General features: G+C 67.9%; 9 protein-coding genes. 8 read left to right on the top strand and 1 reads right to left on the bottom strand.

Annotated features, from left to right (window positions below; all coding sequences use genetic code 11):
• Positions 1-15: 15 nt before the first annotated feature.
• Complete coding sequence (locus tag VMJ70_07030; protein HTO90872.1) at positions 16-2,166, bottom strand: M48 family metalloprotease; 2,151 nt, start codon at positions 2,164-2,166, stop codon at positions 16-18.
• A gap of 106 nt (positions 2,167-2,272) precedes the next feature.
• On the opposite strand from VMJ70_07030, the gene VMJ70_07025 reads away from it, so the two are divergent.
• The 8 genes from VMJ70_07025 to VMJ70_06990 all read left to right on the top strand — a co-directional run.
• Positions 2,273-3,244 (top strand): radical SAM protein, encoded by a 972-nt coding sequence (locus tag VMJ70_07025; protein ID HTO90871.1) that lies wholly within the window; start codon positions 2,273-2,275, stop codon positions 3,242-3,244.
• Between the two features lie 151 nt (positions 3,245-3,395).
• Positions 3,396-3,977: a hypothetical protein gene (locus VMJ70_07020; GenBank protein ID HTO90870.1), complete on the top strand. Its 582-nt coding sequence runs from the start codon at positions 3,396-3,398 to the stop codon at positions 3,975-3,977.
• Positions 3,978-4,157: 180 nt separating this feature from the next.
• Positions 4,158-5,081, top strand: a complete 924-nt coding sequence (locus VMJ70_07015) for a hypothetical protein (protein HTO90869.1) — start codon at positions 4,158-4,160, stop codon at positions 5,079-5,081.
• Between the two features lie 80 nt (positions 5,082-5,161).
• Entirely contained in the window at positions 5,162-7,657 is a 2,496-nt protein-coding gene (locus VMJ70_07010) for a hypothetical protein (protein HTO90868.1), read from the top strand.
• Between the two features lie 226 nt (positions 7,658-7,883).
• Positions 7,884-10,001, top strand: coding sequence for a sigma 54-interacting transcriptional regulator (locus VMJ70_07005; protein HTO90867.1), 2,118 nt, complete (start codon positions 7,884-7,886; stop codon positions 9,999-10,001).
• Positions 10,002-10,221: 220 nt separating this feature from the next.
• Positions 10,222-10,497 carry a hypothetical protein gene (locus VMJ70_07000; GenBank protein ID HTO90866.1) on the top strand — a complete coding sequence of 92 codons (276 nt, stop codon included), beginning with the start codon at positions 10,222-10,224 and terminating at the stop codon, positions 10,495-10,497.
• Positions 10,494-10,733, top strand: coding sequence for an Os1348 family NHLP clan protein (locus VMJ70_06995; GenBank protein HTO90865.1), 240 nt, complete (start codon positions 10,494-10,496; stop codon positions 10,731-10,733). The genes VMJ70_07000 and VMJ70_06995 overlap by 4 nt, the downstream gene beginning before the upstream one ends.
• The coding region (locus VMJ70_06990; GenBank protein ID HTO90864.1) for a TolC family protein at positions 10,730-11,071 on the top strand (342 nt) is incomplete at its 3' end. The genes VMJ70_06995 and VMJ70_06990, both read left to right, overlap by 4 nt.

The raw sequence follows: 11,071 nt of genomic DNA, 5'->3' as shown, positions 1-11,071 counted from the left end.
GGGCGCTGCGCCGGTCTAGGCGGCGCGGCTCTGTTCGTCGCCGGACGACTTCGCCGCCCGCGCCGTCTCGATCGGAATCACCTGCGGCACTTCGCCCACCGCTCTGCGGATCGGACGGCGCGCCGTCATGACCGGCCACAGCATCAGGGCCTGAACCGCGAGGCCGCTGGCCGCGATCTCGAGCCAGCCGAAGCCCTGTGCGGGATCGAACGGCAGGCCGAACGCGAGCGCCGCGACCGCGGCCAGCATCGTATCGAGCATCGCGAGCCGTACGAACAGCGCCGGCCGCACGATCTGGCGCGGCGCGATGCTGGTGACCTCGCCGCTCGGCGGGACCGATTCGCGCGGCGCGATCCGCGCGGCGAGCGCGTCCTCGCTCAACCGCCAGCGCTCGATCTCGGCCACCAGCGCGCGGGCGCGGCCGCCGATCTCGCCGACGCTCGCGCTCTCGAGCGGCGTCAACCGCAGCAGTCCTTCGCGGCCGCCGCCGACGTTCCAGGCGATGCGCACCACGCGCGTTCGCAGCCACGAGGGCGGTCCGTCGACCAGCGCCACCGACACCAGCTGCTCGCGTCGCAGCGCGAAGCGCGTCTCTTCGCCGAGGAATTCCAGCACCGGCCCGCTCACGCGCACGAAGCCCAGATCCCAGGTCGAGAATCCCTCGTAGACGCGCGGATCGGCGTGCGGCGAGAGCCCCACGAAGCGCCAGCCGGGGCTCGCGCTGGCCGGCCCGAGGTGGAGCCGCGCCGCGAGCTTGCCGCGCAGCGCGCGCAGCGGCGCGAGCGCGATCATCGACTGCGCCATGAGGCAGGCCGCGAACGTCGCGAGAATCGCCGCCGGCCACAGCCACGGGCGCGTGCCGTGGTGAAGGCCCATCTCGAGCGCGAGCCGCGCGAACACCGCCGGCGCACCGACCGCGAGCAGCAGCATGACCATCGAGCTGCGCGCGAGCGCGGTGGCCTTGTAGGGCGTCGAGAACAGCCGCTCGGTCGCCGCCTGGGCGGGCGTGTACTCGTAGTGCTCGCCCTTCATCTCCTCGCCGGCGAGCAGTGCGCGCACGCGTGACTCGGGCAGGTGGGCGTCGCGGCCGATCGCGAGCGCGCGCGCTTCGACCGACGGATGCGACAGGTACCAGCCGCTCCACTTGTTCCAGGTGATCGGCACGAAGCTCAGGCGCGCGATGCGCACCAATCCGGAGATCAGCGCTTCGCCGCTGGCGCCGAGCCGCAGCGCCTCGCGGTCGGTGGCGCGCTCGATCTGGCGCGACCAGGCCGTGGCGGCGATGCCGCCGGCGAGGAAACCAAGAAATGAATAGGCGTAGCCGAGCGGCTGGAGCGCGAGCCCGGCGCCGAGCGGGAAGAACAGCCGGCTGAACGCGAGCTTCATGGGATCGCTCCGCCGCAGGTGGCCGATCTCGTGAGCCATCACCGCGTCCACCTGCTCGCGCGTCAGTTGCTGGAGCAGGAGATCGGTGAGCATCACGCGTCCGCCGTTGACCGCGAACGCGTTGGCCATGCGCGTGCGCTTCATGGGCAGAACGTAGAGCTGGCTGAGCCGGACTCCGGCGCGCTCGGCGAGCGCGAACAGATGATCGCGCAGCTCGCCCTGGGTGATGGCGTGCGGCAGCAACCCCAAGCCGCGTCGGAACTGCGAGGCGCACACCGCGCCGATCAGGAGCCCCGGCAGCGCCCAGGCGGCGAACTTGATCACGTGTCCACCCGGCAGCGAGCCGATGCCGATCGCGAGCGCGGTCAGCGGCACCACGGTGGCGCCGAACGTCCAGAAGAGCTGCCGCAGCGCTTCGGGCCAGCCCAGCTCGGTGGTGCCGAGCCGGCGCGCGACGTCGTGGCGCAGGAGGTTGAGCGGAAGATTGGCGACGAACGGCAGCACCAGGACTCCGACCAGCATGCCGACCAGCCCATTCGCCGGAAGCCGCGGCACGTACGAGGGCCAGGTCGGAAGATTGCGAACCATCCAGGTGATGGTGAGATACCAGAGCAGCGGGTGCAGCGAACCGATCAGCTGAAGCCGGCGCGAGAACGAAAACCAGGCGGGAGCGGGGTCGGTGTCCTTCGATTGCAGGGCGTTGGCGCGCGCCCACAGCCCGAGCGCCAGCGGCAGAACGAGGAACGAAGCAATGGTCACGATCAACGGGTCGAAGTGCATGCATCCGTTATCGGCGGGAGGGGGGAGCGGCTTGGGCGCCTATCTATATGTAGCGGGATCTACTGCACACTTGTGCCGTGGGCGGCTCGGCGCGATAATCCCGGCCGTGATCCAGATCGCGAGCGCGATTCCCAGGGAAGAGCTGAGCGGATCGAGCGCGGCATCAGCCGGCCGCCTCTCGGCGCGCATCGAGTACCGCGAAGAGCCGTGCCGCGCGGCGCTCAATCGCGTGAGCGGAATGGATTTCGAATGGTCGCTCAACCCCTACATGGGCTGCGCGCATCGCTGCACGTTCTGCTACGTGCGCGGGTTCGAGAAGCGCGCCGACCGGGCGAGCGACGACGCCTACGGCCGCAGCATTCGGGTCAAGATCAACGTCGCCGAGGTGCTCGAGGCGGAACTGCGGCGCCCGAGCTGGAAGCGCGACTTCGTACTGATCGGCGCCGCGACCGATCCCTACCAGCCGGCCGAGGGCCGCTACCGCCTGACGCGCGCCTGCCTCGAGAAGCTCGGGCAATCGCGCACACCGTTCAGCATCATCACGCGCGGCCCGATGATCGCGCGCGACGTCGACGTGCTGCAGGCGGCGGCGAAGCGCTGCGCGGTGTCGGTGAGCTTCTCGATTCCGACGCTCGACGAACGCGTGTGGAGCCGCACCGAGCCCGGCACCGCGCATCCGCGCCAGCGGCTGCGCGCGTTGACGGCGCTGGTCGAGGGCGGCGTGCGCGCCGGCGTGGCGATCGCGCCGGTGCTGCCGGGCCTCAGCGACTCGGCCGATTCGATCGAGCGCGTGGTGCGCGAAGCGCGCGACGCCGGCGCGTGCAGCGTGTGGATCGCGCCGGTCAATCTGCGCGCCGGAACGCGCGAGCATTTTCTCGCGGCGCTCGGCCGCGACTGGCCCGAACTGCTGCCGCTCTACGGCGAGCTGTTCGCGGGGCGCGACTACCTGCCGGCCAGGTTCGGCGCCGACCTCAACTCACGGCTCGAGGCGCTGCGGCGGCATTACGGCATCGCCGATCGCCGGAGCCTGCGGCTCGGGCCCCCGGCCGAGCCCGCCCAGATGGAGCTGGGGGTTTAGCCACGAGGGAAGCGCTTGGCGCAAGCGCTACATTGGCTAAAGTGGTATGAGCCCTTAAGCGGCGGCCGCGGCGCCAGGCGCCGAGCGTAGAATTCGAAAATGACTTGCATTTCTGATACCCGCGCCCACGAGCAAGCCCCCAATTCAGACCATGGCCCTCAAGACCACCTTACCTCCCGCCGCGCTGAGAAAGCATCCTGCCCTTCGCGTAGCCGCGTGGCAGTGGGTCGCGCCCGAATTTCAGCGCCAGATCCGTGACGCAATCATCGGCCCGGCGCTCCAAACTCTGCCGTTTCAGCCGGTGCGAGTAGAGCTGGTGGGTTCGATGGTCCGCGGTTGCGGGCATCTCGGCTCGGATCTCGACCTGAACCTTGCGGCGCGCAATTGGAGCGAGCAGGTTGAATGGCGGCGGATCTGGGCAGAGCCGCAGCATCGGCAGCGTTTCCTCGACGCCATCGCCGAGGTGGTCGTGCCGCTCGGTCTCTTGGTCGACGTTGCGCCCAACAATCCCGACCAGTATGAGTACGACCTCTGTCTAGACCTGATCACCGGCGCGTGCCCCCAGACGGCGCGGCTATTTCCAGATCGAAGTTCGCGCGTGTGGGACGGGTATCAACTGCGCTGGGTCCCAGTGCCGCTCAGCCAGAAGCGATCCGACTTCGTGCACGACGCCTGGGCCGAAGACGCGCCCCTCTGGCGCTCGCGCTACGGAGAGAGATTCCTGAAGATGTAGCCGCCGATCGCGAGGCGCGTTTCGCGGTGGCGTATCACCGTGCCGCCACTCCGCCGTGTTGCCGGAATCCTCGCCATTGTGAAATCAGCCTGAACTTGACGCTGTCCGGCAGGCGTATACTAGTGCTGGTGTCGCCGCCCGCGCATCCTCGCTCTTCGGCCCCGAGAATGGAGTTCAGGAATGACCCGCGCCCGCTTCCCTCGCGCTTTCGTTGCTGTGGCGCTCACCATCGCTCTTCTGCCCTGGTCTCTGCCAGCGCTCGCGGCGCCCGTGGTGCTCGACTCATCGTGGGTGGTTGCTCCGTTCGCGACGATCCCGGCCTCGAGCCCAGAGGGCGTTTCCGTGGACGGCATGGGCCGCGTGTACGTGTGCGCTGGAACCGCCGGAATCTTCCGATTCGATACCAGTGGCACCGGTGCGCCTTGGTCGAGCGCTCCCGGCAATGGTCAGGCAACGACGCCGGACGGCCGGACCTACGTCCCAAGCCGTGACGCCCTATTTCCGAACCACTACATCTGGGATGTGGCGCCGGACGGTTCTTACTCGGCACTCGTCTCGACAAGTCCGGAGGATGGCTGGGTGTGGGCAGCCGTCTCGCCGAGCGGCAAGCTCTACAGCATTCTCCCGGGCGGCATCGGGGAGGGGATCTACTCGGTGGATGTTATGTCCGGTGCTACCACGCCGCTTTTCACAGGCGGCCCCGGGGCCGGGGGGGCCGGGAACTATCGGGCTATCGCAACGAGTGGGGAAGCCGTGGTCGTGTCAGGAAATGACGAGGTTGGCTTTGGGATATTCCAGCTCGCGAACAGCACGATGGCGCTCGTGGCGAGGACTCCTCAAGGAATGCTTGGCATCTGTGCCGGCCCCGACGCGATCTACGCGGCGAGCAGCAACGTCGCTGAAGGCCAGGTCTGGAAGATCACCCCGGGCAGCGCGACGCTTTTCGCACACGGTTTCGGCAACACGGTCAGCGTCGCATACGACGCTGCGCGGAATCGCATCTACGTGCAGGACACGTCACCCCCGAAGCTCTGGGTGATCTCGAGGAATCCCACGGCGACTCGCGCCGTGACCATCGGCAGGATTCATCAGCTCTACCGGTGAGCGGGCGAGTCCCCACTCTCGCCAATAGGTAGCCGACCCCCGCGGCGCAGCACGACGGTCGTCGTGGAAAGGGCGTGGCCATGCTTCAGTTCGAGATGCGCCAGGTCAACCTGCTGCTCACGCCGAGCAACCTCGTGCATCCTGAGCAGACGTACACCGTCTACCGCCAGGGCGCCACCGCCAGCGCCGACGCGATCCTCAACTACTCCTCCACGGTGCGGGTCTACGTCTACGACGCGGGCCGGATCGTCGCCGGCAACACCCTGCTCTGGAACCACACGCCGCAGACCCTCTTCTACGTCATCGCGGTCGACCCCAACCGCAGGTGGCTCGACCTTCAGCCCTCCGACTGGCCCATCACCATCCACGCCGGCGACCGGCTGTTCCCGAGCCAGGCCCCGACTCTCTATTCCGATCCACTCGGGGTGAACGCTCTGGGCTCGAATGTCCTGACCCTGGACTCGCAGGGGCGCGGTTTCTTCTACTGCCCCGCGTCGGTCTACGACGCGGTGCTGTCGCGGCATGACGACACGCTCTACTTCTTCGACCAGCCGGCGGGAGTCAACCTGCGGTCCGTGGGGGAGGTCAACGTCCTCGACTACCCGGACTTCCAGAGCGCGCATGACGCGCTGCCCCCGACCGGCGGCAGGATCTGGGTTCCGCCGGGGACCTACACCAAGGACACCGTTCCCGCGTTCAAGGGACTCGTGGTCACGAAGCCGCTCGCCCTTCTCGGAGTGGCAAACGGGCAGGCGAGTGCCCTCTCCATTCTGCTTCACGACGACCCCGATGGAGGGAATACGGACTCGATCTTCCTCAACATCGCGGGCGACTGTCTGATCAAAGACCTGTTCGTCATGCGCCCCGAGGGGACGACGGGGACCGGGCGCGGGGTGCGTTGGTACAAGAGCGGGGACGCGGGGCGCATGGCTGGCGTCACGCTCGACAACGTGACGGTGTGGCGGTCGCCGAGCTGGGCGTTCGAGTTCCTCTGCGACGGCTTCGACGCGAACTATGTCTCCAAGCTGGTGATGGTGGACTGCACGGCCTACGAATCCGCCAGCGGCGGGAGCCTTCGCCTGGGTGGTGCGGGATCGAACAACAATTACTTCAACCGATGCGAGTTCGATGGGCCGGGTGAGGGGTATTACTTCGATGTGAACGGCTGCCAGGTAACCGTTACCCAGAGATCGGTGCTCCCACCCTCCGGCGGCAGCTTCACGGGAATCGCGGCGGGCGACGAGGTCTTCGGCCTCGGGATCGCCGTCGGCACCACCGTCGACTCCGCGACTTCATCACAGATCATGCTTAGCACCCCCGCCATCGAGACGCCGCTCAGCGACGGCGTTACAACTCTCACTTTCTGGAGGCATGACAAACCCGACGACTCGCTCCATCCGCTTCCTCGTGGACACGTTCATCTCGTGCGGACGAGCGCCAGCCGGTTTCAGCAGTGCACTTTCCAGGGGCCAGGAACCGAGCCGGCGCTCAGCACGGACCTGGTCTCGAACTACCTCGTTCTGCGCGACAGCTACCGCGAGGCGGGGGGCACGGGCGGCACGGCCGCTCACTCGTTCGTCATCAACGGGATGACGAATCTGCTGATCGACGGCCTTTACCACCAGTTCCACGCCTATCCGTCGTTGTTACTGAGGACTGGGCCTCTGGGCCTGGTGATGGGGCGGGTCGCGAACTGCCAGCTCTTGTGCACCGATCTGACGAACGGCAACGTGATCAGCCTCGCGAACGGCACGGATCAGGTCATCGTCGACAACGTGTTCGAGTTCCATTTCGTCACCGGGGCGAGGCGCGACGTCTCGACGCTCTCCGCAGACGTCACGCGGCCGGCGATCGTGACACGAACCGGCGGCCGGGTCAGCCTGCCGCAGTTGCAGGCCGAAATCAGCCCGGGCACTCCGGGTCCCATCGACGCGACCGGATGCACTCATACCGGCACGGGAACGGTGTCGCGACCGGTCACGAGCCTGGCGTCCTATCTCGACGGCTGCGAGCGGATCCGCGTGACGAGCGCCGCCGGGATCTTTGCCTCGGCCTCGCTGGCGTCGGGCGAACGACTGGTCTATATCGGCAGCGCCGCTGGGCGCGGGGGATTCTACTTCTGCGCCCGTTTCTCGGCGGATCCGGGGGGCGCCCGGAACAACGCGTTCATCGGGCTGGCCAATTCCCTCTCCAACCTCCTCGCCTCGGTGTACCCGGACGCGCTCATCAACGTCATCGGCATGGCGTGCGAATCCGCGGTTGGGAGCTACTGGAAGATCATCTGGAACGATGCGTTCAGTTCTGTTTCCTCGTACGAGCTCGGCAGCGGCTTCCCGTTTGGAGGGGGCACCTACCAGCTGGAGCTGTGGGCCGATCCGAACGGTGCGGCCGTGAACTACCGTGTGACGCGCCTGGACAACGAGAGCATCGAGCCGGTGAGCGGAATCGCGGACTCGAACCTTCCGGCGGGAGACACCGCGCTCGCGATGAGGGCGGAAGTCAACACGGGAGACACCGTGGCCACCCCCACGTCGGTGGACGTGCTGCGGCTGTACGCTGAGCTGGACTTGGGGTGAGCGAGGGCTGACGGCTACGCTTGTATAGCGTCTCCGGGGTTGGCGGCCCCAATGAGGGGGCGGGCCCCGGGCGTCCCCCGGGCGCCCCAATCCCATTTTCGGACGCTCGCTCTGACCAGTCGGGACCACCATTCGCCGGGTCCGGAGCCGCGCCGGGTGGGAAAACAGGCCGCCCCTCGATCTTTTCCGACACTCGTCAAACCCCTGCCGCATCGAAGGCACAACCATGAGACTCGACGCTCCCACGCTCGAGGCGGGCTCGGTTGCTGGAGTGCTGTCCGAGATCGCCGAAACCGCTTCCGAAACGCTCGAGCTCCAGGACGTGTTCGGCCGCATCGCCACCGCCGTCCGCCGGGTGATCCCGATCGAGGGCCTGGGCGTCATCCGGATCCTCGATGGCCCGGGGGTGGGCAACGAGCGATCCTTTGGCGTGTGGGCGATGTGGAAGGACGGCCAGCTCGACTCCGGTCCGACCGGCCCCGACGACTCCGACGAGTGCGGCAAGCCCTGCACCCTCGACATGTGGTCGCCGCGGCTGCGGCCCCGGCCCGGCCCGATCCAGCGGGTGAACGACGCGCGCGTCGAACTGGATGCGACGTTTCCCGGCGATGCGCACATTCTGGAACAGGGCGTGCGCTCGGCCATGTGGGAGCCGTTCCGCACCCGCGATTCTTTCGTGGGCGGCGTGTGGGCCAGCGCTTCGAACGCGCGCGCGTTCACCGACGAGCACCAGGAAATTCTGCGACCCATCGCCGCGCTGCTGGGTGCGGCGGTCGAACACTGGCGGCTGTGGGACACCGAGCGCCGCCGCCAGCAGCGTCTCGACCGCGTCGAGGAGCTGCTCGGCACGCTGGCCAAATCGCTCGACGTTCGCGACGTGTTCCAGCGGCTGTCCGACGAGGCCAAGTCCATTCTTCCGCACGACATGATGGTCCTGACCGAGCTCGACCAGCAGGCACGTACCATTCGTGTACTTGCCTACGCCGGCAGCTGCGACAGCGAGATTCCGAAGGGCCCGGTGCCGATGACGCACATGGAGTTCAGCGACCGGCGCGACTTCGAGATCATCCACGACATTCCATCGGAATTCAGGCCCGATACCGACCGCAAGCGTTTCATCCTCGAGTCGGGGCTCCGTTCGTGGCTGCGCGTCCCGGTGATCAGCGCGGGGGAGACGCGCGGCAGCCTGAGCTTCTTCCACCGCGAGCCGTCGCGCTACACGCGCGAAGACGCCGGCGTCGCGCGGCGCCTCGCCGATCGCATCGCGCTCTCGCTCTCGTTCGGCGCGCTCGCCGAAGAGGCGCGCGTCGCCGCCCAGGTGCGCGAGCACGCCAGGCGGCTCGAAGCCATGGTCGAGCGCCTGGCGCGCGAGCTGGAAGCGCGCGGCCGCACGCGCGTGGTCGGCGTCTCGCCGTCGTGGAAGGAGACCTTGCGCGCGGTCGGCCGGGTGGCGCCGTCCGACACCACCGTCTTCATCACCGGCGAATCGGGAACCGGCAAGGAAGTGATCTCGAACCTGATCCACCAGGGTTCCTCGCGCGCCGAGAAGCCGTTCGTCGCTATCAACTGCGCGGCGCTGCCGGAACAATTGCTGGAGTCGGAGCTGTTCGGCCACGAAAAGGGCGCGTTCACCGGTGCCAGCGCGGTCAAGATCGGGCGCGTCGAGCAGGCCGACGGCGGCACGCTGTTCCTCGACGAAGTGGCCGAGATGAGCCCGGTGGTGCAGGCCAAGCTGCTGCGCGTGCTCGAACAGCGCGAATTCCAGCGCCTGGGCGGAACGCGCACCATCAAGGCCGACGTCCGCGTGATCGCCGCCACCAATCGCGACCTGCGCGAGGCGATCTCGCGGCAGACGTTCCGCGAGGATCTCTATTATCGGCTCAACGTGTTCCAGATCCACATCGCGGCACTCCGCGACCGCCCGCAGGACATCGTGCCGCTGGCCGAGGCGTTCCTCGAGGATCTGGGCAAGAGCATGGGCCGGCCCTCCTCGGGCATCTCACGCGATGCCAAGGAGTGGCTGCTCTCGTACCACTGGCCGGGCAACGTGCGCGAGCTGCGCAACGCCATCGAGCGGGCGATTCTCCTGTGCGATGGCGGGCTGATCACGCACGACCATCTGCCGGCGCCGATGACGTTTCCGTCGGAGCCCGTCGCCCGCGTGGCCAATGGAACCAACGGCGCCTCGATGAATGGTGACGTCGTCGATCTCGAGTCGATGGAGCGTTCGCTGGTCGAACGCGCCCTCGGGCAATCCAAGGGCAACAAGACGCGCGCCGCGCGTCTGCTCGGCGTCACGCGCGCCCAGCTCTATTCCCGCCTCGACAAGTACGGCCTGCGATAGTCGTCGACTGTAGCTGAGTCGACGGACTGTCGATCCATCGACAGTCGCCGATTCGCGCGCATCTTCCGCGCGCCACTTCCCTCGCACTCTCAAACGCATGCGGCGCGCGCTCCTGCGCGCGATTTCGCCGCCACGCCCGTGGCTGGCATGCGTCTTGAGATAGGGCTCTACCACTGGAAGACACGCGACCGATTCGCAATCGCAGAGAAGGAGCCCCGTCATGGACAACAACCTGATTCAACCCGCGCTGATCGTCGCCGCCGCGCTGGTGCTTTCGACCGCCGTCGTACACCGGCACGGCGCGGCAATGACAGCGTTTCGTCAACCGGGACGCGCGGAGCAGGTCGCGCCGTTCGCGGCCGAGGCGCACGCGGAGGGCGCCATCCATTTCGGCGCCGGCGCCTCGATTGGACTCGCGACCGAGCGGACGAAAGGCTCCGGCCTCGATCTGTCGAATTTGACGGCCCCCGATCGTCTATTGGGAGCGGCCCGGTGAGCCAGGTGTGCGTGGAGCGCGTCATCGGCGCACTCGCGACCGACGAGGGGCTGCGGCTCCGCTTCCACCGCGATCCGCGCGCGGTGCTGATGGAGCTGATCGACCAGAAGGGTTGGCGGCTGACGCACTGCGAGCAGTGGGCGCTGGCCAAGCTCGATCCCGAAGCGCTGGAACGATTCGCGAACGAAATCGATGGCCGTCTGCAGAAGGCCAGTCTTGGTGGAGGTGAAACGTGAGAACCTGGATTCCCGCCGGCCTGGCGAGCGCGGTGCTGTTCGCGGGCCTGATCTCTTCCGCCCGCGTCGCCCGCGCGGCCGAACACTCGCTTACCCTGCGCGACGCGCTGCGCATGGCGCTTCACGGCAACGAGACGCTGCTGATCGGGCGCGCGAACGTGTCGGCGGCCGAGGGCAACGAGTCGAGCGCGACGGGCGCCTACGACCCGACGCTGGAACTGATCGGCGACGCGGCGCACTCGACGCAGCCGTCGAACTCCACGACGCCGTCCACGCTGTCGTATCCGATCGCGCCCGACACGCGCTCGAGCCAGGTGGGCGCCAATCTGCGGCAGTAC

The organism is Candidatus Sulfotelmatobacter sp., assembly GCA_035498555.1.
Taxonomy (GTDB): domain Bacteria; phylum Eisenbacteria; class RBG-16-71-46; order RBG-16-71-46; family RBG-16-71-46; genus DATKAB01.
Note: the sequence above shows the minus strand (reverse complement) of the source record. Positions and strands in the feature narration are given on the sequence as shown.